The sequence below is a fragment of the Maricaulis maris genome (assembly GCF_049116555.1).
Lineage (GTDB): Bacteria > Pseudomonadota > Alphaproteobacteria > Caulobacterales > Maricaulaceae > Maricaulis > Maricaulis maris_C.
The window spans coordinates 144,602-166,732 of the sequence record NZ_JAGDYT010000008.1; the positions used below are offsets into that span (position 1 = coordinate 144,602).

Here is a 22,131-nt window from a genome sequence, read left to right on the forward strand (position 1 = left end):
CACGCTGTGCCTCAGTCTCAGTTGGCGGTGTTTCCGCAGGTCCGCATGGCGTCAGTATCGGACTCCAGCCGTACCTCGCTGATTCCGATCTCGCCGCCATCGGCCGGAAGGTTGAGAATGAAAGCCGAATTGATCGCGCTCATGTCGACGCCGGCATCGGCGAAGCAATTGAGTGAAATGCGGTATTCAGCCCAGTTGCCCTGCACGATTCTGATCGGGACTGTCGCTGCACACGGTGCATCGGACTGACATCCCATGCCCACCTCCACAATTGCCGGGGCATTGCCGAACGCCCGGGCCTGGAAGGCCAGTTCCATGGCGCCATTCGCCTGGCGTTCCAGATCAATGGCCTCTTCGGCGGCGATCCGAATGCCTGTTTCGGCGCGGTTCCAGATCACATGAAGTGAGTCCTCCTGCGCATTGCGATCCGTCGCGCCCACCCGAATGCCGTCGAGTTCGACTGGCAGGACTTGCGCGCTGTCGGTGGTGTCTCCGGAGATCACGGACACCTGCCAGGGTTGGATCGCCTGACCGCGCGAATAGTAAGTCCCCTCCGGCGCAGTGTCGCGCGCGGACAGACCGGAATCCTCGGGCAATGGCCCCAGGGGGTCCGGCTCTCCGAAGCTCAGGCCATAGCCCAATGCGAAGAGAGGGTCGTAATCGGCATCGCCCGGATTCAGGGGTTCGCCGGTTGCTGTGGCCGGCCAGGAGTAGGAAAGCCGACCGGTGAAATCGAAGCCGGGGTCGCTGCGGAACAACATGTCGGCTATACCGCCGCCTTCACTCCCCGGGAGCCAGGCTGCAACGAAAGCATCCGATGCATTGATTTCCGGATTGGCCCACATCGGGCGTCCTGACAGGAAAACACTGACCACCGGTGTGCCGTCGGCGCCCAGTTCGGACAGGCGTTCCGTATCGAAGCCATTCGGCACAAAGTCGAGATGGTCACGATCTCCCTGGAATTCCGCATAAGGATCCTCGCCATAAATGGCGATCACGACATCGGCGCTGGCATCTGACTGGCCGTCAGGATCGTGGATAACAGTGCCTCCGGCGGCTTCCACGGTTTCGCGGATTCCGTCGAGAATGGTCTGGCCATTGGGGAATTCGGAGTTTTCATGACCGCCGCCCTGCCAGGAAAGGGTCCAGCCGCCGGACGCCTTGGCGATACTGTCGGCGCCGTCGCCGACGACGCGTACCGTCAGCCCGGGGTCCAGTGGCAGGGTCTGGTTGGCGTTCTTGAGCAGGACGAGGCTCTCGCGGACCGCTTGTCGGGCAATCTCCCGGTGTTCCGGGGCCGCGAGAATGTCGGCATTGCCGGCCAGCGGGCGGGCGCTGGGTGCAGGCAATTCGAAGATGCCCGAGTTGATTTTTACACGCAGGATGCGGCGTACGGCGTCATCGAGTCGTGCTTCGCTGATCACGCCGGAGCGGACATGGGCGAGGGTCGAATGGTAGAGCTCGCGCCAGCTGTCCGGCGCCATGTACATGTCCATTCCGGCATTGAAGGCGTCCGGGCAATCGGTTGAGGTGCAGCCGGCAATGAGGCCATGACCATTCCAGTCACCCACCACGAAGCCCTGGAATCCGAGACGGTCCTTCAGCACATCGGTCAACAGGGCTTCATTGCCGTGCATCGGCTGATCCCACCAGCTGGAGAAGGACGCCATGACGGTCTGCACACCGGCCGGAACGGCGGTGAGGTAGCCGGCCGCGTGAATGTCGCGCAGCTCGGCTTCCGAGATTACGGCATTGCCCTGGTCGCGTCCGTTCTCGGTGCCGCCATCGGCGAGATAATGCTTGGCACTTGAGATGACGCGGCCGGTCGACATGAAGCTGTCTGTGCCGGGGCGTCCCTGCAGGCCATAAACGATGCGGTCGCCATAAGAGGCGACAATGGCGGGGTCCTCGGAGAAGCCCTCATACGTGCGGCCCCATCGGTCATCCTGCGGCACCGCAAGCGTTGGCGCGAACGTCCAGTCATGGCCTGACACGGAGAGCTCACGTGCCGTGACCCGGTAGATGTCTTCAATCAGGTCGGGATTCCGCATCGCGCCGAGGCCGATATTGTGCGGGAAAACCACCGCACCGCGCAGATTGGCGTGACCGTGCACGGCGTCGATCCCCCAGATGATCGGGATGGCGATGTCAACGCCGTCCGGATCTATCGAGGCATTGAAATAGGCGTCGGCGGCTTCCAGCCAGGTCTCTGTATCTGCGTAGGGCAGCGGGCCGGGGGCGGAATTGCCGCCACTCAGAACCGAGCCCAACCGATATTCCCGGACCTCTTCCGGTGTCACCGATCCGCTGTCGGCCTGGATGACCTGGCCGACTTTCTGCTCCAGCGTCATGGTCGCCAGAATCGCATCGATCCGGGCTTCCACATCCGGGGCCAGCGGCGGCGGCGTGAAGCTCGGCCATAATTCCGGATGGATGACCCCGTCTGCGGCCACATCGCTCGCAATGGCGGCTTCCGGGGCCGCAGTGCTTGCTGCGCTATCGTCATCAGGCGCTTGGCAGGCCGTGAGCGCGAGCAGGGCGATGGCAGAGCTGGTCAGTCGGAGCGTGACGTTTCGGGCGTATCCGCGCATGTCAGTGTCCTCGTTTTGAGCAATTGGGGTTTGAACAATGAGTTGGTGTCCGGCGATCGGCCGGCGTCAATCGGGTGTAGCGGTGGTGTCGAGCCAGGCGGCAAGCCAGAAGAAAGGTGCATTCCAGTTGATCGCGACTTCATTGAGCGCGTAGGCCCGGTAGTCATCGACCCAGCACGTCTGTGGCGCGCACTCGCCCTGCATCTCGCGGGCAACAGGGTCGCTCATATTGGTCGCATTGGCGCCTCCGGACAGGGCGCCGGGCGGGGCGGGCGGAAATTCGGGATCGGCCCCGGCTGCCCAGAAGCGGTGATGGGGATATAGGAGCGGACGGGCGCCATACCCGCCGACATAGGATTGATCGAGTGCATTGCGGCCGAGCAGATAATCCATCGCATCGATGGCGCCCTGGCGGTAGGCGGGATTTCCGGTCAGGTCGTGGGCGATCGCCAGCACAAGGCCGCGATTGGCAAGATTGCCGTTTGATCCCCAGACATACTGGTCCGCACTCAAGGGCACGGCATAGCCTTCCTGATCGCGGTCGGCGAGATACTGGTCCCCGGCTGCGAGAATTTGTTCGCGCGCCTGTGTGACCAGGGGCTCGGGCAGGTCCGCCTCATTCTGCACAATCGTCAGCGCTGGCAAAAGATGGACCGCAGGCCAGGCGATGGTTGATCCGCGCACTTGCAGGATGGGCATATCGGCCAGTGTTGGTGCATCGGCCTGCAGATCGGCGAGGAAAGCGTGCTCACCCGTGGCCAGATAGAGTTCGGTCGCCGCCCAGGCGAATTCGTCGACCAGATCAAAATCGCCATAGGCGCCACCGCCGCCAAAATTGTCATAGGCATAGATTTCCGGATGCTGCCGTGCCGCCGCATAGGCGCGTCGAGCGGCGTTCAGACTGCGCGCGGCAAATGCCGGGTCCAGCCCGTCCCACAGACGGGCCGCCTGGGCGGCCGAGGCGGCAAGATTGAGGCTGGCGGCTGTCGAGGGTGGCAACAGAAAACGCTCTTCGCCGGCATCGGCGGGCAGAAGGGGCAGCGGCAGCCAGTAGCGTTCATGGACCTTGTGGTGGACCAGCCCACCGGCATCGATTTCCGTCAGGATCAGCGGTTCGCGCCCGTCCTGACGTCCGAGCGGGACTGATTGCCGGGCGCCATCCGGGACTTGCATGGCGAGCATGAATTCGAGTTGCCAGCGGGCCTCATCGAGGATGTCGGAGACGGCATTGCCATTTTCAGGCATGGGCGAGCGGCCATCGGTCCAGATATCGCGGACCGCCTCCGGCTGACGGGCCAGGCGTTCGACGAAGTTCTGCAGTGTCCAGACGGCGATGCCGCCATTGACGACATATTTCCCGTAATCGCCGGCATCGGCCCAACCGCCGGTCACGTCCAAACGGTAATCGCAGCCCGGCCAGCTATTGCCGGCCTCATCGGTGCCGTGAAAACAGGTCGGCCGACTGTTCTGAAAGCCCGCGTCCCGTTCCCAGTCCTGACCCTGAATGTAATCAGCCTCGATCGGGGTGCCGAGACGGTTGTGATAGAAGTAGGTGAGTGCGTCGACGCTGAGGCGGTCGAACGGGCGAGCCGTGATCGCGAAAGGGTGGCTGATCTCGCCGCAAGCTTCCAGTCGGTAGGTGGATCCGGGCTCGTCCAGTGCGCTCAGATCAATGCGGTGAACCGCGTCGCCAGAGCTCTCATTGGGACCGAAGACCGTGCTCTCCCCGGCGAGGTGGACATGACCGTTCCCGTCGCGGACCCGCCAGCTGACCGGCTCGCCCGCCGCGCTGCGCAAAATGGCGGTCTTGGGGCTTCCGGTCTCGAATCCGATCTGGTTCAGCCGCAAGCCGGGCGCGTCACCGGGAAAGGCGGATTCGGCGGTGCAGTCCTCTGCCAGAGCCGAGCCGATCGTTAGGAAAGCGAACGCTGACGCAGTCGCCGCGATTCTCGCGATACTGGGTATTTTCCGCTTGTATTTCAATGCGCTCCCCGACGTGACCCGTTCCTGGAAAGCTCCACATCCGCGGCACGGTTCAGGACCCCTCCAAAGCCTGACCTCCCCCGGCCACGCTTGACAGATTGTGTTCTTGTCGTGAAATTGTCAGCAATTGACAACGCTGTCAACGGCGCGTCACGGGGAGGTCAGGCATGCGAATTCCGGTCAATCGAATGACTCGCCATGGTGTTTCCGTACGGGTGATGGCGGGTCGATCGCGCGGGTGCTCCACCGGCGCTTCATCCCCCTGATTGATGGTCCGGAGCCAGGACTGGGCTTCGGCATTTTCGGCTGCTGCGAGGACTTTTCATGACATTGCGTATTTCCGTGCTGGCCCTGTCGGCCGCGCTCGCCGCTTGCCAGCCAGGCGGTGAACCGGCGGACACGTCTGGCGGTTCGACAACCCAGGCAAGCGTCACGGCAGAGACTACGTCGCCCCGGGTCCGCGAATTGGTGGCGCAGATGACGCTGGCCGAGAAGCTCGGCCAGTTGCACCAGGCCGCGGGCGGGCGCTCGCGCAATCTCAATTCACGGCTCACGCCGGACGAGCTGGACCGGGTCCGACGGGGCGAAATCGGGTCCTATCTTCACGTTGCCGGTGCGGCGCCCCTGGGCGAGCTGCAGCAAGTGGCGGTCGAGGAAAGCCGCCTCGGCATTCCGCTCCTTTTTGCCATGGATGTGGTGCATGGCTACCGGACCATTTTTCCTGTTCCGATTGCCATGGCCAGTACCTGGGACCCGGAGGATCTCGAGCGGGCCAGTCGGATCGCGGCCGAGGAGGCCAGCGCCGCAGGTCTCCACTGGACGTTTGCGCCAATGATCGACATCGCCCGTGACCCTCGCTGGGGCAGGATTGTCGAAGGCGCGGGCAGTGATCCCTATCTGGGCGCCCGGATCGCGGTCGCCCAGATCGAAGGCTTCCAGTCCGACAATCTGGCTGCCGGTGACACGCTGATGGCAACGGCGAAGCATTTTGGTGCCTATGGCGCGCCGATCGGCGGCCGCGACTATGGCACCGCCGACATTTCCGAGCGCAGCCTGCACGAGATATATCTGCCACCATTCCATGCCGCCAGTGAGGCGGGTTCGGCGTCGATGATGACGGCGTTCAACGATATCGCCGGTGTGCCCAGCACATCGAATGAGCATTTGATCGACGGGGTCCTGCGCGGCGAATGGGGCTTTGACGGCCTCATCGTGAGTGACTGGAATGCGATCGCTGAGCTCATCAATCACGGGGTCGCAGACACCCGCACCCATGCGGGCGAACTCGCCCTGCGGGCCGGGGTCGACATGGACATGACCAGCAATGTGTTCGCCCAGGACCTCGCCGCCGCGATCGAGGCTGATCCCGGCCTGATGGCGGATCTCGATCGGGCGGTCATGCACGTCCTCACGGCCAAGGAGCGACTGGGACTGTTCGACGATCCCATGGCCTATCACGATCCTGAGCGGGAAGCGGCGGCCATGCTGACCGATGCGGCCCGTGCCGAGGCGCGGCGCATCGCGGCGCGCAGTGTGGTGCTTCTTGAAAACCGGGGGTCTGCCTTGCCACTCGGCCCGGATGCGGGGCGCATTGCGGTGATCGGCGCGCTGGCCGAGGACGCATCCACGCAATTGGGGTCGTGGCGCGCGCGAGGGACGCCGGAGACGGTGACCGGCCTGTTGCAGGGCTTGCGTCTCGGTGCCCCGGCGGGTGTGGAAATCACCTATGAGGCCGGCGCCTCTCCCACCAGCGATGACCTGTCGGGTATCGCGGCGGCCATCGCTGCGGCGGAAGCGGCCGATCAGGTCATCCTGATTGTCGGCGAGGATTACGACCTGTCCGGTGAGGCACGATCGCGATCCAGCCTCTACATGCCTGACAGCCAGAGGGCTTTGGCGCGCGCTGTCCTTGATACCGGGCGTCCGGTCACGGTTGTGCTGGTGAGTGGCCGTCCGCTCGCCATCCCGGATATCGCCGAACGAGCGGATGCCGTTCTCGCCAGCTGGATGCTGGGCGTGGAAGCGGGACCGGCGCTTGCGGACGTGATTTTCGGCCGTGTCTCACCAGCGGGTCGCTTGCCGGTCTCCTTCCCGCGTACGACAGGACAGGCGCCATTCACCTATTCGGAAAACCCGGGCGGGCGGCCCGCGGACCCCGATCTGTCGCGCGACAGCAATCGGTTTCACGACCTGCCGATCACGCCGCTCTACGCCTTCGGGCACGGGTTGAGCTATGCGGAGTTCGAGTATGGAGATATCCGTCTCGACGCAGACGTGGTCGCGCCGGGTGACACCATCCGGCTCACCATTCCGGTCACCAATACGGGGGACCGGGCGGCAGACGAGGTGGTCCAGCTCTATATGCGCGATCCGCTTGCTTCGGTTGCGCGGCCGCGTCTGGAATTGCGCGGTTTTGCCCGTGTCGCGCTGGGCGCAGGCGAAACCCGTTCGGTTAGTTTCATCCTGGACCCGGCCCAATTCGCCGTGTTTCAGGCGCCGGGCGACTGGCGGATAGAAGCCGGTGCTGTCGAACTCCATGTTGGCGCGTCATCGTCTGATCTGCGCCAGAGCGTCACGGTGACAGTGAGTGAAACCGGGCAGTCGCAGCGCCCTGCTGCTTCGATTGCAACCCGAATTGAGGTGGAATGATGAAAACCCGTCGCTTCCTTCTGGCCAGCGGTGGCGCCAGCCTGTTCATGGCCGGGTGTCAACGCTCGGCTTCCGAAACCGCATCCGAATCCGTGGTGCAGATCGAGCGCCTGCATCCGCGTCTGGACCGATTGATCATGCCGGGCAGTGATGCCCAGGTTCTGGGGACAGGTTATCAATGGGCCGAGGGTCCGGCCTGGGACCGGCAGCGCGGCTGCCTCTATTTCACCGACGTACCGGCCAACCGGGCTTATCGGTGGCGACCAGGCGAGGCTGTCGAGGTCTGGCTTGACCCGTCGGGCATCCCCGCATCCGAGGCCGCCGGTTTTCGCGAGCCCGGGGCGAACGGATTGTGGATGCGGGCGGATGGAAGCTTGCTCGCTTGTGTTCACGGAAGCCGGTCCGTCGAAGTGCTTGACCCGGACACCATGTCGCGAACGCCGCTGGTCAGTGAGTTCGAGGGGCAGCGTTTCAATTCGCCCAATGATCTGGTCGAGGCCTCGGATGGCAGCATCTATTTCACCGATCCACCTTATGGCCTCGAGGGATTGGACGCGTCACCGCTGAAGGAAATGTCGGTCAATGGCGTCTATCGCCGTCGGCCCGATGGACAGGTCGAGCGGCTGGTGTCCGATATGACCTTCCCGAACGGCATCGCGCTTTCACCGGATGAGCGCCGGCTTTACGTGGCGCAGTCGGATCCCGGCGCACCGGTCATCCGACGCCTTGACCTTGATGCGGACGGCGCAGTCGTCGGCGATCAACACCTCTTTGATGCGATCGGTCTGGACGGGCCGGGCCTGCCTGACGGTATGGCGATCGATGATCAGGGCCATATCTTTGCGACGGGCCCGGGCGGAGTGCTGATCCTCGCTCCGGACGGCACATTGCTGGGCCGGATACTGACCGGACGCGGTACGGCCAATTGTGCCTTCGGTGAAGACGGTCAAACGCTCTTCATGACGGCTCAGGATCGGCTTCTGCGCCTCGAGACCCAGAGCCGGGGTGTGCAATGGATGTAGGGGGCTGGTTGGCCGAGTACCGGCCGTTATTGGCCACCCTGGTCGCGATAGCGGCCTTGCTGGCGCTGATCCTTCGGGCGCGCATGCCGGCCTTTGCCGCCCTGATCCTGGTCAGTGCGCTGGCTGCGCTCGCAGCCGGGATGGCGCCGGCTGACGCATTCGACACCTTGATCCGGGGCATGGGCGGGACGTTGGGCTTCGTTGCGGTCGTCATTGGTCTCGGGGCATTGTTCGGCGTCATTCTCGAACGCTCAGGCGGGCTGGAAAGCCTGGCTCAACGCCTGCTCGCCGGGCGGCAGGCGGGCAGTGGGCGATGGCTTATGGGTGGGTTGGGCCTGCTCGCATCCATCCCGGTCTTCTTTGACGTCGCCCTGATCATTCTCGCCCCTCTGGTCTTTGCCTTTGCCCGCCAGACCGGGCGACCGGCACTTGCCTTTGGTCTGCCCCTGCTCTGTGGGTTGGCGGTGGCGCACAGCTTCATCCCACCGACGCCGGGCCCGATCGCGGTGGCCGAGATATTGGGTGCGGATCTGGGCCTTGTGATCCTGTTCGGCCTTCTGGCCGGATTGCCGGCCCTGGCATTGGCCGGCCCGCTATTCGCCGGCTGGCTGGACCGCGCCGGCTATCTCCCAGTCGGTGCAGTTTCCGGAGAGACGGCCAGCCAGATCAAGCGGCCGGCCAAGGCGGGGCTGACCGCTGCATTGATCAGCCTGCCCCTGCTTCTCATCCTGGCCGGAACCCTGGCGGCGCGTTTCGATCTGCCCCCGGCGCTCGGCTATTCATTGGCGGTGATCGGGCATCCCTTCATGGCGCTCCTGCTGGCCTGCGGATTGACCTGGCTGGCCTTTCGTCCGACCAGCGATGAACAACGCCGGCATTTCTCCGACGGGATCGCGCGCGCCCTTGAGCCGACCGGTGCGGTGATCCTGGTGACCGGGGCTGGAGGGGCGTTCAAGCAAGTGCTCGTCGATACCGGCGCCGGAGCGCAGCTGGCAGAGGGCACAATGGCCTTGGGGCTGGTCCCGCTGGTGGCCGGTTTTGTTCTGGCGCTTCTGGTTCGTGTTGCACAGGGCAGCGCAACGGTTGCGATGATCACGGCTGCCGGTCTGACTGCTCCGCTTGCGGACGCTGCGGGTCTCGGGCCGGCTCATCTGGCGCTGTGCGTGATTGCCATCGCGGCCGGCGCGACGGCGCTCTCACACGTGAATGACAGTGGTTTCTGGCTGGTCAGTCGCATTTTCGGGCTTGATGTGCGGCAAACGCTCGCCAGCTGGACCATCGCCACGCTGATCATCGGACTTGCCGGATTTGCCGGCGCGCTCATCCTGTCGATGCTGGTCTGACAGTGACCGGCAGGGGAGGGATTGTGGCGACCGCGACAGGTTTCGGCCGCTACGCCGGATATGGCGTCGGTGATTTCGGGCTGAACATCTACTGGAACGCGCTCTCGCTCGTCCTGATGTTCTGGTATGCCGAAGTCGTCGGGCTGAGCCCGGCGGTGGCCGGCGGGATTTATTTCGTCGGCATGGCCTGGGACGCGGTGACCGACGCCGTCGTGGCGAGTCTGTCGGCGCGGACCCGGTCGCGCTTCGGGACCTACCGCCCCCATATCCTCTTCGGTGGTGTGGCGCTGGGGGCGAGCTTCTGTGCGCTTTTCTGGATCCCGCCGCTGGAGGGCCTGGCCCTGATCGGGGCGCTGACCCTGGCCCATATTCTGTTCCGGACGGCCTATACCATCGTCGCCGTGCCCTATTCCGCACTCGCCTCGCGGCTGAGTTATGACAGCGTGGAGCGGACCACGTTTTCCGGCGTCCGGATGTTTTTCGCCTTTGCCGGTCTGCTGACGGTTTCCGGCCTCTGGTTTCCGCTTGTGCGGACTTTCGGTGGCGGCGATGACACCGATGCGCTCGGCTTTCAGCTGGCGGCGCTGATTGGAGCCGTCATCGCGACGGTCGCCTTGACCCTGTGCTTCGCCGGGACACGGGAAAGGCCACCTCCCGGGCAGGGCAATGATTATCCGCCGCCCAGCCTCTGGCGTTTCATCCCCGCCATCCGGCACAATCATGCGTTGGCGATCCTGCTGGGCATGATCTTTCTGCAATCCGGCGCGGTCGCCAGTCTGCTCATACCTCTCAGCTTCTTCATCGAGGTCAACGCCCCGGTTTTCGCCCGCAAGGAAGTCGTCATGACGGCCTATGCCAGCGCGACCCTGGCCTCGATCCCGGCCTGGACGCTCTTCATCCGCCGCTTCGGCAAAAAGGCTGGCTGGGCCCTCGCTTGCGGCCTGGCAATCCTTTGCGGACTGGACCTGGCGATAAGCGGCGCTCGGGTCATCTCGGGGGTGCCGCTCCAGATCATCGGCTATGGCGCGGCCTTCGGCGCCTTCGGCGTTCTGGTCTGGTCCTTTGTTCCCGATACCGTCGAATACGGACAATGGAAGACTGGAGAGCGTAATGAGGGGGCAGTGTTCGGCTCCGTCTTGCTGGTGCAGAAGCTCGCGGGCGGGCTGATGGGCCTGTTCGTCGGTTTCATGCTGTCCGAGGTCGGCTATGACATTGAGGCGGCGACCCAGAGTGAGGCCACCGCCGAGGGTATTCGTTTTCACATCTTCCTGGTGCCGTCCCTGTTGCTGGCCCTCTCGACGCTGCTCATTTTAAGATTACCGCTGAATCGGCGCCTCCATGCCCGCATTGTCGGACAGATCGGCGGGCAGGAATGACACGGCAATGGTTGGCGCGACCGCTACGCGCATCCGGGGAGGCGCTGCCATGGCGCGAATGATCGACGTCGCCGAGAAGGCCGGCGTTTCCATCAAGACAGTGTCACGGGTTCTCAACAACGAGCCGCACGTGAAGGATGACTTGCGCGCGCGTGTTCGTGCGGCTGCCGAGGATGTCGGCTATGTCCCTTCCAGCCCAGCCCGGGCCCTGCGCTCGCGGCGCTCCTACGCGATCCACATGGTTAGCCATTCACACCGTTCGGCCTATGTGAATGCCATCCAGTTCGGGGCTGTCCAGACCTGCCAGGAGCGCGGCTACCAGCTCATGGTCTCCTTGATGGAAGACCTGCGGGATATGCCGGAGGTCGATCTGGTCAAGCGTTTCGAGCGCCTCGTCGAGGCGTCCAAACCGGATGGCCTCATCCTTGTCCCGCCCTTGTCCAATGACGAGCGCCTGTATCATGTGCTCGAACGCTTTGATGTTCCGGTAGCGCGGGTCGGACCCAATAACCTGCCCGATGCCCGCATCATCGTGAAGATCAATGAACGCGCGGCCGCGCATGAATTGACGGCGCATCTGATTGCGCTGGGCCACAGCCGGATAGCCTTCGTGCGCGGCAAGGAGGATCAGAATGCCACGCATGAGCGATTTGCCGGGTACAAGGATGCGCTCGATCAGTCTGGCCTTGTCCTCGATGAGGCTTTGGTGCGCCCCGGGGATTTCGGCTTCTCTACCGGATTGAAGGCGGGCGACGCCTTGTTCGCCCTGACTGATCGACCGACGGCCGTCTTCGCCGCCAATGATGATATGGCTGCAGGTGTGCTTATGGCGGCGCACCGAATGCGTCTCGATGTCCCCGGCGATGTGTCGGTTGTCGGCTTCGACGATTCAGAGATCGCCGAGAAAATGTGGCCGGCCCTGACGACGGTGCGTCAACCGCTTCTGGCGATGGGGAATGAGGCGACCCGGCAATTGATCGACGCGGCGACCCAGTCCGACCCGGCTCTGTCGGGCCCGCCGAATGAGTATCTCGACTATGAGATCATCCATCGGGACTCGACGGGTCCGGTCCGCCGATCCTGATGTCAGCCTCGCTCCCGTGTGCTGACGTCTGTTTAATTTGACATGGGCCTCCCGGCATACTCAAACTTGGAAAATCGCCGGACCTTCCAATAAAACAAACGAGGTCGGCTGTACTGGGAGGTAAATTATGGGTGCAGAGGTGACGGCCGATCCGGCCGCAGGGCCAGATATGGCGTCAGAAACGGGCGGAGAGCCGCCGGTCACGCGCTCAACAATTTTTCTCCACGGCTCCCTGGCCCTGCCCCTGGCTGTCTATGGGTATCCGCTGGCGATCTGGTTGCCGGCGCATTACGCCGGGCAGCTCGGTCTATCCCTGTCGGTGATTGGTCTGATCATCATGGTCGCCCGTTTCACCGATGTGTTTACCGACCCCTTGATGGGCGAGATATCGGATCGCGGGCGGACCCGGTTCGGACGCCGCAAGCCCTATATCGCCTTGGGTGCGCCCGCCCTGATGGTCTCGACCTGGTTCCTTTTCGTGCCCCATGAGGGCGCGGGCATCTTCTATTTTCTTGTCTGGCTCACCCTTTTCTTTGCCAGCGCCACCATGATCCAGATCCCCTTCCGGGCCTGGGGTGCCGAATTGTCCGGGAATTACCATGTCCGCAGCCAGGTCACGGCCGCGCGGGAATTCTATTACCTGACGGGCCTTCTGATGGCTGCTGCGGTGCCAATGGTGATTGAAATTTTCGCTGATGGCGGCGCTGTCACCGAGATTTTTGTCGCGATCTGGCGGGATATCACCGGTGCCTTTACCGGCGAGTTGATGACCCGGACGCCAACCAGTCGGGCTGCCCTGACCGGGCCGGTCCTGATGGGTCTCGCCATCGCCATCATCATTGCGGTGCCACTGCTCTCCACCTTGATCCTCACGACGGTGAAGGAGCCGCCGCCTGCGCCGCGGGAGCGCGTCCCCATGATCGAGGGCTTCCGTCATCTCTGGCGCAACGGGCCGATGCGGCGCGTGCTGATCATCGCTTTTCTCGTCATTGCCGGTGAGAGCCTGCGCAATGCAGTGTCGCTCTTTTTCATCCGCGACATCATCGGCATTCCGACGATCGGGGCGGCCTATTTCCTCTACTTTATCTCGGGCATCGCCGCGATTCCGTTCTGGCTCTGGCTGGGCCGGACCATAGGCAAGCACCGGGCATTCATGGTCACGCTCGGTTTTGTCAGCGTCGTGAGTGCGTGCAACCTCCTGCTGGGGCAGGGGGACTATTTCGCCTTCTTCTGCCTTTTCCTGCTCAAGGGGTTTGCCTTTGGCGGCCTGCAATTCCTGCCCTTGGCGATGTTGGCTGATGTGGTGGATATCGACAGCGCGCGCACAGGCGGTCGGCGGGCCGGGACCTATTTTGCGGTGCTCGGACTGTCCGAGAAGCTCGCAGCGGCGATCTTTACCGGTCTGGCTTTGAACATTGTCGGCCTGCTCGGCTATCACGCATCGGGCGGGGTCGAGGCGTCGACGGAGATTGGCGTGCTATCGCTGCGGCTGGTTTATTGTCTGGGGCCGATCGCGCTTTACGCGCTCTCCGTCCCGCTAATCTGGGGTTACCCGCTCACCTCGAGCCGTCATGCGCGGCTGCATGCCGGACTCGCCAGGCGTGTGCAGAGAAAGGCGCGTGCTGCGGCAGCGGAGCAAGCGACAAATTGAGTGCGAGGGTGACCAGGCGGCGTCAGGCTGCCTCGTCACTCGCCTTCCGGATTTTGAGCTGCTCAGCCCGGAGCGGGTATCCGAAATGCCAGCCTTGCAAATAGTCGAAGCCGAGCAGGCGGAGCATGGCGGCCTGGCCCTCGGTTTCAACACCTTCCGCGACCATGTCGAGGGACAGGGCGTCGCCCAAAAGCGCCAGGGCCTGCAGCATCTTGTTCGGGCCTTCGCCGCGCCCGATGGATTGCACGAAACTCTTGTCGATCTTGATCTTCGTGAAGGGCAGCATGTGGAGATAGCCCATGGAGGCGAAGCCGGTTCCGAAGTCATCCAGATTGACTTTGAAACCCGCCTCATGGAGTTCCAGCAAGCGGCTCTGGGCCTGTTCAAAATCATCAACCAGTACAGCCTCGGTCAGCTCGAACTCGACCTGATCCGGTGTCATGCCGTGTGATGTCAGTTCGCGCAGATAGCGTTCGCACAGGCGTCCATCATTGAGCTGGGCCGGAGACAGGTTGATCGAAACGGTGTGCGGGGCGTTCGGGCCGATCTCGCGACAGACCGACTCAACCACGAAGTCTCCCAGTCGGCGGATCAGCTTGGAATCCTCGGCAACCGGGATAAAGACATCCGGTGGAACAGCGCCTCGCGTCGGATGCTCCCAACGCAGGAGTGCCTCTACCGATGCAGTGCTGCCATCACAGGCGCGGGCAATCGGCTGATACACCACGAAGAATTCATTGCGATCCAGGCCCGCTTCGATATCGGCTTCAAGCGCCCGGCGGGCGTCGGCCTCCAGGCCGAGGCTGGCATTGAAGATGAGCGGCTTGTCGAGCTGGTCAGCCTTGGCCCGGTACATGGCCAGATCGGCGTCATGAATGAGCTGGCTGAATGTTTTGGGAGCGCCTTCTACGGAATGGGCGATGCCGATTGCGGCGCCGATCTCAAAGGGGCGTCCATCGATTTCGAAGGGTCGCGCCAGGCTCTCTGACAGGCTGCGGGCGATAGTCAGCGCCTCGCGGGTATCGTCTGCGCCCACGAGGGCACAGGCGAACTCGTCGCCGCCGACCCGGGCAATATGGATCTGTGCATCCACCGCACTGCGGAAACGGTGAGCCACACGCCGTATCACATCATCGCCCGCGCGGTGACCGGCCTTGTCATTGACGGCCTTGAAGCCGTTGAGGTCGATATAGATCACCGCCGCCTTGCCGTCTTTTGCAGCCTGGGTCGCTGCCGTGCTCTCGATGAAGCTGGTGAAGCCGAGCCGGTTTGGCAGGCCGCTCAGATTGTCGGTGCCGGCGGCAATGATGGCCCGCTTTTCATTGCTGGCCGCGTGACGCGCCAGGGTGCGAGCCTTGAAGGCAATCAATTGAGCGCAGACGAAGAATGCGAGGATGTAGGCGAGGAGCGGCAGGAAGGCGAGACGCAAGGTTTCAATGCCCGGACGCGAGGCTTGCCAGCCGAGCCAGCCGATTGAGTGGCCCGCATCGTCGGTCATTTCGAGACCGGCATTGACGTGCGGGAGCGCGCCCGGGTGAAGCGATACATCCGAAACATGGAAAACGTCTTCGAGCTCGCTCAGGAAGCTCTGATCGACGGCTGTTCCAATGATGATCACCGGATCGACGGACGGGTCCGTCATGGATGCGCGGTCTTCATACTCACCCAAAACAGTGATGGAGGCCATGTAGAGCTGGCCTCGAACTTTCAGGAAATGGGTCGAAATATAATGCTCCGCCTCATAACCCGCCGAGAGGTCGGCCCGCAGGGCCGCGACCTGTTCATGATTGAGGACGTCTGTCCGGAGCTGCTGGCCGGACTCGCGATGCCACGCCATGCTGCGGACGTCGTCGGCGCCGACAACCGAGACAAAGTCAAACGCGGAATGGTCCGAGAAGGACGAGGCGAGACTATCTGACAGGATGGCTTTTTCTCGCTCATCCCAGAGCGTGAGCAACTCGCTCCACCAGCCATAGTCCGCTACCCAGGTTTCATTCTGGCGCGTGGCCGCTTCGATGCCCGCGCTCAGCAATTGGCGATCATGCTGGACGGCATTGCGATTGAGGGCGCCGACGAAGAAATAGATCGTCAAGACGGAGGCAATCAGACTCACGAGTGTCGCCACATTGATGTAGCGCCCCAAAGTGCTGTCGAGTGTCCGTCCCATCCATTCCGCCTTTTGGTCTTCTTGGAAAGGCCGAACATGACGCAAAGAGGTAAAGGTCCGGTCAGCGCCGGATTATGATTTGATTCAAATTGACGCGATCTCCCGCGGGGCAGGGCCACCCCCGGGGCACGCGGACAATCTGGCGCGGAACGTCTACCCGGCCGCGTGTCCGGGCTTGGCGTAGACGAATTGTCCGACGTCGATGCGACCGGTTCGGAAGCCGGCTTCGCAATAGGCGAGATAGAAACGCCATATCCGGTCGAAGCGGGCATCAAAACCCATGGGTTCGATGTCAGGCCAGCTCGCCCGATAGGCGCGATGCCAGGCCGCCAGGGTGCGAGCGTAGCCGTCCGCGAACATCAAGCTGTCCTTGGGGACCAGCCCAGCCTCGCCAGCAAGCGTGTCCAACAGGGGTGCTGGCGGCAGCATGCCACCCGGGAAAACATATTTCTGGATGAAATCGACCGCGCTGCGATAGCGGTCGAAGTCAGCTTCGCGAATGGTAATGACCTGCAGCGCAGCTCGCCCACCCGGCTTCAGACAGTGATGGACCTGTTTGAAATAGATCGGCCAGTGCGCTTCACCGACCGCTTCGAACATCTCGATCGAGGCAACAGCATCGAAACGTTCCGAGACGTCCCGATAGTCCTGCAGCCGCAGATCGGCCTTGTCGGCCAGTCCGGCTTTCTCGAGGCGTGACTGGGCATAATCCAGCTGTTCCCGGGAAAGGGTCAGTCCGGTGACATGACACCCAAAATCACGGATCGCGACCTCGGCGAACCCGCCCCAGCCGCATCCGATCTCCAGAATGCGATCGCCTTGTTTGAGATTCAGACTCTCGCAGATCCGTCGATACTTTCGGGCCTGGGCCTGCGTCAGAGTGTCGTCCTCGCCTTCGAACAGGGCCGCAGAATACGTCATGCTCTCATCGAGCCATTGCTCGTAGAACGCATTGCCGAGATCGTAGTGGAAGGAGATGTTCCGTCTGCTTCCACGGCGGGTATTCGCGTTCATCCAGTGCTGCAGACGTGCCAGAAGGCGGCTCGGACCACCCCGGCCTTTCGCGGCGTGAACCTTGTCCAATTCTGTGGCGAGGGCCGTCAGGAGCGCAGGCAGGTCAGAGGTCTGCCATTCATCATTCACATAGCCCTCGGAGAAACCCAGCACGCCGCTGGCAGCGATGCGCAGCAGGGCGTTCCAGCGGCTGATTGTCCAGTCGGCGACCATGTCCGCCTGATCGGGGCCAACCGCAAATCGGTAGCCGCCGGGAAGTTCGACCCGCAGGCGGGCAGAGGTCAGTCCATCGAGCGCGCGGGTGATCCGGCGCGCGGCGAAGGCTTGAAGTCGGGACGGGTGACTCGTTCCCGTCGTGGATTGGTTACTATACGCGTCCATCAATGCCTCCCCGGCATGGTGTCAATGGTTCCGCGGCGTGGGGCGAACATCGTCAGCCCCTTGAGACGCAATTTCAACGCCTCCCACAGGATACCAAAAAAAATGCGCCCCGTATTGGTTGCGACGAGCCAGGCGGCGGCGCGCAGTCGGGCCGGTTCGAGCGGCTCCAGCCGGGCGGTATGCGCGGCGCTGAGCACAACGGCGTCATCACGGATCAGCTGGATACCCAGCCGGTAGAGGCCGGCATCGCGATTGATCCGGAATTGGTAAGTCCCGGCGACCGGGTTGAAGGGCGATACAAAGAACCGTTTTTCTGTGGTCAGGCGGACAGATCGGTCGGCGTCGGTCTCTGTCTCCACGGGAAAGGCATAGGCGCAGCGCCCGCTGTGGAAATTGCTGACTTCGAAAATCAGGCCGATCAGCCTGCCGTCGGGGGCATGCGCGAAGAATACGGAGACCGGGTTGCAGGCGAGACCGAGCACGCGCGGCGCAGCGAGCAGCTGGATGCGGCCAAAGGGGCCCGACACGCCTGCCTCCCGAAGGCGGGTCTCGACCCAGTCCCGCAATTCCATATCCGCACCACCATGGTCACCGGTGAACAGGCTCACAAGGGCTGAGCGATTGAAGCCGAAGCCGAGCCGATGGGAGCGCGGCACGTCGGGCCCGTCGATATCAACAAGGATGGACGCCATGCGATAGCGCAGGCTGTGATGACGCGGCCCGCGCCGCGTATGGCCGACCTGACCTATGAGAAGGGAGGCGGGGCGAGGTGTCATTCGGCGGCGATTGGCAGGGCGGTGCTTGTCGCAGCCGCGTCGGAGCCTGGCCAGGCAATCCGTGCGTTCATGTTCGGCCGGGACCATGGACGCGCCGTCGCGCCCAGCGCGTCGGCGACGATCAGACCTGACTGCAGGCCGTCCTCATGGAAACCGGAGCCGAGCCAGGCGCCGCAATACCAGATGCCGCCCCGGCCCTGGATCTGGCCGATGGCTGACTGGGCGGCAATGGCTGCCTGATCGAACACCGGATGGTCATAGGAATCGACGCGCAGGACCGTGTCGGGATCCGGCTCGGTCTGCGGATTGAGGGTTACCAGGACGGGGGTCTCGACGGGCAGCGGCTGCAACCGGTTCATCCAGTAAGTCAGGCTGATTTCATGGGTGTCACCGCGCCGGCGCTCGAGATAGTTCCAGCTCGCCCAGGCGGAGCGGCGACGGGGCATGAGGCGCGTATCCGTGTGCAGGACAGCCGTATTGGGCCGGTAGCGGATCGCCGAGAGCAGTGTTTTTTCTTCCGGATCTGCATCCGACACCAGTTTCAGAGCCTGGTCTGAATGGCAGGCCAGCACGACATCGTCGAACGATTCAAGCTTGCCGTCAGACAGTGAGACCGTGACGCCCTGTTCTGACCGTTGCAGGCCCTGAATCGGCTCGCCGGTGCGGATATTGCCGTCAATCGCCTTCGCCAAAGCTTTGACATAGGCCTGGCTGCCGCCAGCAATCGTGCGCCATTGTGGTCTGTCTGTCAGTTGCAGCAGACCGTGATTGAGGAAGAAGCGAAAGAAGCTGTCGGCCGGAAAGCCCCGCATCTGATCAACCGGCGAGGACCAGATTGCGGCACACATGGGCAGAATGTGATCTTCGCGGAAGGTGCGGGAATAGCCCTTCTCTTTCAGAAACTCGTCGAGGGTGAGGCTGGTCTCGGTGCTCTGACTGTCACGAGCGTGCTGGTTCAGACGCAGAATGTCGGCAATCATCCGCCACATGCGCGGCCGAACGAGATTGCGGCGCTGGGCGAAGAGCCCGCTCGGATTGGACGAGTACTCGAACCCGCCATTGCCGATCGACGCGGCAAAGGACATGTCACTTTCCGCGGTTTCGACGTCCAGCGTGTCCATAAGGCTGACGAAGTTGGGGTAGTTGCGCGGATTGTAGACAATGAAGCCGGTATCGACCCCGAAGGACTGTCCCTCGAGCTCGACCAGCGCCGTATTGGCGTGGCCGCCCAGGCGTTCGGCTGCTTCAAAAACCGTGACCTCATGGGTCTCTGAAAGCCGCCAAGCGGCGGCCAGGCCTGAGATGCCGGAACCGATGACCGCGACGCGGCGCTTGAAGGATTGGGTCATGGAGGTTCTCGCGCGAGGGGGCTTCAAAAATATTTTCAGAAAGCGTTACGCATCCAGCGACCAAGCGGATCACCCGCGCGACGCGCGTGGGCTGCGTATTTGTCCAACTGAGGAGTGATCCGGTCCGACGCTGTCATCGTAAGCCGAACCATGTACGCTGCTGTCCAGATACCTGCTCGTCCGGCCGACCGCCGGGCTTTCGACCCGGGAAAGGGGTTCATGACGGATCTGACTGAGCGCCCGAGTGCTGCGGTCGACAGCCGGGCCATGTCCAACCTGCTGGTGCGGGTCGGACAGGCGCGCGACCGTCAGGCCTTCCGGGCGTTGTTCGATCATTTCGCGCCACGGATCCGGTCATTCCTGCTTCAGCGTCGCGTTCCGAAGGCCCAGGCCGAGGACATCACGCAGGACGTGATGCTGTCGGTATGGCGCCGTGCGGCCAGTTTTGATCCCGCCAAGGCCGGCGCGTCGACCTGGATCTACACGATCGCCCGTAATCAGCACATCGATCAGTTCCGCAAGGCGAAGCGGGCGGAGCAGATGGACGAAACCGATCCGTCCCTGCAGCCTGAACCGGCGCCTGCCGCGGACGATTTATGCGAGATGTCGGAGTCGGCGCAAAGCGTCGGGGCCGCACTCGAAACCCTGTCACCTGACCAGCGTCAGGTCATCGACATGGCCTTCACGGAAGGCCTGTCTCACAGCGAAATCGCCGATCGGCTCGACTTGCCGCTCGGTACAGTAAAATCACGAATACGGCTCGCCATGGGCAAGCTGAAGACGACACTTGGAGACTTGGTATGACCCAACGCGGTCATGTGCTGGACGATACCTGGTATCTCGACTACGCCGCCGGAGCCCTGGCGAGCGAAGCCGAGGGCGTGCTTGTTCGCTCCCACATCGAACTCAATGATGAAGCCGAGGCCCGTCTGGCGCGCCTCGACCGGATTGGCGGCTCCCTGCTGGAGCAGCTGCCGACAGGAGAGGCATTGCCTTTCTCAGCCGATGATCTGCTCGACCTTGTCGATGGATCTGAAGACGAGGTCATGGACCCTGGCTCTGCAGCCACCCCCGAGGCGCTTGCAGATGTCGACATCCCGCCGGCGCTTGCCGCCTATCTGGAACGCACGGGCGTTCAGATTAAATGGGAATTTCTCGGGCCGGGCCTGCGTAAGGCTGTGCTTTGGCGCGGTGATGAAGACGAGCGCCTCTGGTTGCTCAAGGCCGAACCTGGCGTCGCCATTCCTCATCACGGCCATAATGGGTCCGAACTGACGCTCGTCCTCAAGGGAAGTTTCTGGGATGGCGATCAGGAGTACCGGCGCGGCGATGTGGAAGAGGCGCATCCCGATGTCGAGCACGATATCCGGATCGATCCGTCGGGCGTGTGTGTCTGTCTGGCGCTGACCTGTGGCAAGCTTCGTTTTGACAATCCGCTTCTTCGGGCATTTCAGGTCTTTACCGGTCTTTGAGCCGGTGAGGCTTGCCGACACTGGTTCCCCCGGGTGAGTGACGAAGGCGGGTGCGGTCGCGTGGCGTTTGCGCTACCATACCGGCTCACGTGATTTCGTCAGGTCCCGGGGTGACGGCCAGCATGAGTGTGAAGACACGGGCGAACAAGCAGTCCGGCGCGACCATCAAGGATGTGGCAAGTGCGGCAGGCGTGTCCGCGATGACCGTCTCGCGGGTGCTCAATGCCGAGCCGAATGTCCGTCCCGCGACGCGCGAGCGGGTTCAGGCTGCAATCAAGGAACTCAACTACCGGCCAAACCTGTCGGCGCGAAACCTTGCACGCGCGAATGCCTATTTCATCGGCCTCCTCTACGACAATCCCAGCGCGGGCTATATCAGTGAGTTGCTGATCGGCGCGCTGAACCGTTGTCGTTCGTCCGGATATCATCTGGTGCTGGAAAGCTGCGGCGCTGCCGGCGAGGACTGGGCCGCCGAGATCGCCGCCATGCTTCGCACCTCGAATTTTGACGGCATCGTGATGCCACCGCCGGTTTGCGATAATGCAGACGTGCTTGTGGCTGTTGCGGAGGCGGGCATTCCATATGTCCGCATCGCTCCCGACACTGATCTGGATCGCGCGCCCTGTGTGCTGACAGATGACCGCGCCGCGTCGCGTCGAATGACTGAGTACCTCATCGAGCTGGGCCACACGCGGATCGGTTTCGTGCTGGGTCCGCAAGAGCATGGCGCCAGTCGGGAACGACATGCCGGCTTTCTCGAAGGGCTCGCTGCGCATGGGCTGGAAAGCGATCCTGCCCTGATCGCGCCGGGTGCGTTTACGTACAAATCGGGCCTGGAAGCGGCGGATCGCCTGTTGTCGCTCGCCGATCGACCGACCGCGATCTTCGCCTCCAATGATGACATGGCTGTGGCTGTGATCGCTCTGGCACACAAGCATGCGCTTGATGTGCCGCGCGATCTCACGGTGGTGGGTTTTGATGACACCCAGACGGCGACGGCGATCTGGCCACAACTGACCACGGTTCGACAGCCGATTTCGGACATGGCCAGCGCGGCCATCGAATTGCTGGCCAGTCATCTCAATGGCGACGAGGCCGCAGCCGCGCGCCGTGAAATTCGCTCCGAGATCGTGATCCGCGATTCCTCAGCCGCCCCGGCCTCTTAGCTTCACAAACCTCCCGGAAGGCTGCACTCTGCGGCAGCTGTCTGAATGTCCCCGAATTTCAGGGATTGTTAGCGGCCTTGATGCAGGGTTGGCAGCGAGATCGGCCT

General features: G+C 63.0%; 15 protein-coding genes. 9 read left to right on the top strand and 6 right to left on the bottom strand.

What is annotated here, in order from left to right:
* Window positions 1-17 precede the first annotated feature (17 nt).
* Entirely contained in the window at window positions 18-2,591 is a 2,574-nt protein-coding gene (locus tag JXQ94_RS11220; RefSeq protein WP_421923881.1) for a glycoside hydrolase family 3 N-terminal domain-containing protein, read from the bottom strand.
* Between the two features lie 66 nt (window positions 2,592-2,657).
* Window positions 2,658-4,574 carry a glycoside hydrolase family 9 protein gene (locus JXQ94_RS11225; RefSeq protein WP_421923882.1) on the bottom strand — a complete coding sequence of 639 codons (1,917 nt, stop codon included), beginning with the start codon at window positions 4,572-4,574 and terminating at the stop codon, window positions 2,658-2,660.
* A gap of 324 nt (window positions 4,575-4,898) precedes the next feature.
* On the opposite strand from JXQ94_RS11225, the gene JXQ94_RS11230 reads away from it, so the two are divergent.
* From JXQ94_RS11230 to JXQ94_RS11255, 6 genes are all read left to right on the top strand, one after another.
* Complete coding sequence (locus JXQ94_RS11230; RefSeq protein WP_421923883.1) at window positions 4,899-7,223, top strand: glycoside hydrolase family 3 N-terminal domain-containing protein; 2,325 nt, start codon at window positions 4,899-4,901, stop codon at window positions 7,221-7,223.
* Window positions 7,220-8,245 carry an SMP-30/gluconolactonase/LRE family protein gene (locus JXQ94_RS11235; protein ID WP_421923884.1) on the top strand — a complete coding sequence of 342 codons (1,026 nt, stop codon included), beginning with the start codon at window positions 7,220-7,222 and terminating at the stop codon, window positions 8,243-8,245. Before JXQ94_RS11230 ends, JXQ94_RS11235 begins: the two co-directional genes overlap by 4 nt.
* Window positions 8,236-9,588, top strand: a complete 1,353-nt coding sequence (locus JXQ94_RS11240) for a GntP family permease (protein WP_421923885.1) — start codon at window positions 8,236-8,238, stop codon at window positions 9,586-9,588. Before JXQ94_RS11235 ends, JXQ94_RS11240 begins: the two co-directional genes overlap by 10 nt.
* Window positions 9,589-9,611: 23 nt before the next feature.
* Window positions 9,612-10,964: an MFS transporter gene (locus tag JXQ94_RS11245; protein WP_421923886.1), complete on the top strand. Its 1,353-nt coding sequence runs from the start codon at window positions 9,612-9,614 to the stop codon at window positions 10,962-10,964.
* A 49-nt stretch (window positions 10,965-11,013) separates the two neighbouring features.
* Window positions 11,014-12,048, top strand: coding sequence for a LacI family DNA-binding transcriptional regulator (locus JXQ94_RS11250; protein WP_421923887.1), 1,035 nt, complete (start codon window positions 11,014-11,016; stop codon window positions 12,046-12,048).
* A gap of 127 nt (window positions 12,049-12,175) precedes the next feature.
* On the top strand, window positions 12,176-13,699 hold the full coding sequence (locus JXQ94_RS11255) for an MFS transporter (RefSeq protein WP_421923888.1): 1,524 nt from the start codon (window positions 12,176-12,178) through the stop codon (window positions 13,697-13,699).
* A gap of 22 nt (window positions 13,700-13,721) precedes the next feature.
* Here the strand turns inward: JXQ94_RS11255 and JXQ94_RS11260 are convergent, their stop codons facing one another.
* From JXQ94_RS11260 to JXQ94_RS11275, 4 genes are all read right to left on the bottom strand, one after another.
* Complete coding sequence (locus JXQ94_RS11260) at window positions 13,722-15,866, bottom strand: putative bifunctional diguanylate cyclase/phosphodiesterase (protein ID WP_421923889.1); 2,145 nt, start codon at window positions 15,864-15,866, stop codon at window positions 13,722-13,724.
* 153 nt (window positions 15,867-16,019) lie between these two features.
* Window positions 16,020-17,261, bottom strand: coding sequence for a class I SAM-dependent methyltransferase (locus tag JXQ94_RS11265; RefSeq protein ID WP_421923890.1), 1,242 nt, complete (start codon window positions 17,259-17,261; stop codon window positions 16,020-16,022).
* Entirely contained in the window at window positions 17,261-18,037 is a 777-nt protein-coding gene (locus tag JXQ94_RS11270; protein ID WP_421923891.1) for a DUF1365 domain-containing protein, read from the bottom strand. The genes JXQ94_RS11265 and JXQ94_RS11270 overlap by 1 nt, the downstream gene beginning before the upstream one ends.
* A complete protein-coding gene (locus JXQ94_RS11275) occupies window positions 18,034-19,386 on the bottom strand; it encodes an NAD(P)/FAD-dependent oxidoreductase (protein ID WP_421923892.1) in 1,353 nt (450 codons plus the stop codon). The genes JXQ94_RS11270 and JXQ94_RS11275 overlap by 4 nt, the downstream gene beginning before the upstream one ends.
* Window positions 19,387-19,605: 219 nt before the next feature.
* Here JXQ94_RS11275 and JXQ94_RS11280 point away from each other — a divergent pair, with 219 nt between their 5' ends.
* The 3 genes from JXQ94_RS11280 to JXQ94_RS11290 all read left to right on the top strand — a co-directional run bounded on the left by JXQ94_RS11280 (window position 19,606) and on the right by JXQ94_RS11290 (window position 22,024).
* On the top strand, window positions 19,606-20,190 hold the full coding sequence (locus JXQ94_RS11280; RefSeq protein WP_421923893.1) for a sigma-70 family RNA polymerase sigma factor: 585 nt from the start codon (window positions 19,606-19,608) through the stop codon (window positions 20,188-20,190).
* Entirely contained in the window at window positions 20,187-20,858 is a 672-nt protein-coding gene (locus JXQ94_RS11285) for a ChrR family anti-sigma-E factor (RefSeq protein ID WP_421923894.1), read from the top strand. Before JXQ94_RS11280 ends, JXQ94_RS11285 begins: the two co-directional genes overlap by 4 nt.
* 122 nt (window positions 20,859-20,980) lie before the next feature.
* Entirely contained in the window at window positions 20,981-22,024 is a 1,044-nt protein-coding gene (locus JXQ94_RS11290) for a LacI family DNA-binding transcriptional regulator (protein WP_421923895.1), read from the top strand.
* Window positions 22,025-22,131 lie beyond the last annotated feature (107 nt).

Coding starts and splice junctions, on each gene's coding strand:
- JXQ94_RS11235 (WP_421923884.1), top strand. CDS start 7,220: ATGATGAAAACCCGTCGCTTCCTTCTGGCCAGCGGTGGCGCCAGCCTG.
- JXQ94_RS11240 (WP_421923885.1), top strand. CDS start 8,236: ATGGATGTAGGGGGCTGGTTGGCCGAGTACCGGCCGTTATTGGCCACC.
- JXQ94_RS11265 (WP_421923890.1), bottom strand. CDS start 17,261: ATGGACGCGTATAGTAACCAATCCACGACGGGAACGAGTCACCCGTCC.
- JXQ94_RS11270 (WP_421923891.1), bottom strand. CDS start 18,037: ATGACACCTCGCCCCGCCTCCCTTCTCATAGGTCAGGTCGGCCATACG.
- JXQ94_RS11230 (WP_421923883.1), top strand. CDS start 4,899: ATGACATTGCGTATTTCCGTGCTGGCCCTGTCGGCCGCGCTCGCCGCT.
- JXQ94_RS11250 (WP_421923887.1), top strand. CDS start 11,014: ATGGCGCGAATGATCGACGTCGCCGAGAAGGCCGGCGTTTCCATCAAG.
- JXQ94_RS11280 (WP_421923893.1), top strand. CDS start 19,606: ATGACGGATCTGACTGAGCGCCCGAGTGCTGCGGTCGACAGCCGGGCC.
- JXQ94_RS11260 (WP_421923889.1), bottom strand. CDS start 15,866: ATGGGACGGACACTCGACAGCACTTTGGGGCGCTACATCAATGTGGCG.
- JXQ94_RS11290 (WP_421923895.1), top strand. CDS start 20,981: ATGAGTGTGAAGACACGGGCGAACAAGCAGTCCGGCGCGACCATCAAG.
- JXQ94_RS11275 (WP_421923892.1), bottom strand. CDS start 19,386: ATGACCCAATCCTTCAAGCGCCGCGTCGCGGTCATCGGTTCCGGCATC.
- JXQ94_RS11255 (WP_421923888.1), top strand. CDS start 12,176: ATGGGTGCAGAGGTGACGGCCGATCCGGCCGCAGGGCCAGATATGGCG.
- JXQ94_RS11220 (WP_421923881.1), bottom strand. CDS start 2,591: ATGCGCGGATACGCCCGAAACGTCACGCTCCGACTGACCAGCTCTGCC.
- JXQ94_RS11285 (WP_421923894.1), top strand. CDS start 20,187: ATGACCCAACGCGGTCATGTGCTGGACGATACCTGGTATCTCGACTAC.